This window comes from Bradyrhizobium sp. 23, from assembly GCF_023073295.1.
GTDB classification, from domain to species: Bacteria; Pseudomonadota; Alphaproteobacteria; order Rhizobiales; family Xanthobacteraceae; genus Bradyrhizobium; species Bradyrhizobium canariense_D.
The window spans coordinates 248,036-248,505 of record NZ_JADPJF010000070.1; the positions used below are offsets into that span (position 1 = coordinate 248,036).

Genomic DNA, 470 nt, shown 5'->3' on the forward strand with positions numbered 1-470 from the left:
GGATCCTCGTCGTAGAGCACGACTTTCTGCGCCACCGGCGCGACCGGCTGGTCGCTGGCCGAGGGCTGGCCGACGCGATCCGGAATCTTGGGCTTGCTCTGCGGCTGAGACGAATCCTTGGGCGCCTCCACCACCTGCGTCGGCGAAGACTTCAACAGGTTGGTCGCGGTCTGGACCAGCTGCTTGCCCCACAGGATGCCGGCACCGACCAGGATCAGCACGATGCCGACGGCGATCGCGCTCTTGAACGGAAAGGCGCGGCCGGTGCGGGCGCGCTTCTTCTTGGGTTCGCGGTCGAGAACGGGGATGTGCGGACGTTGCGACGGCGGCTGCGACGGCGGCGCGTAGCGCTCAGCTTCCTCGATCGATTCGTCGTAGGAATACGGCGCGTCGGCTCCGGCGCCGCGATTCTCCAGGCTCGGCTCGAGCCGGTCGAATTCCGGCGAGGGCGAGGGCACGTTGGCGTAGGT

At 67.9% G+C, this 470-nt stretch carries 1 pseudogene; it reads right to left on the reverse strand.

Annotation, left to right across the window (positions count from 1 at the left end):
• Positions 1 to 470, reverse strand: a pseudogene (locus IVB32_RS19045) (hypothetical protein); the annotation flags it as partial.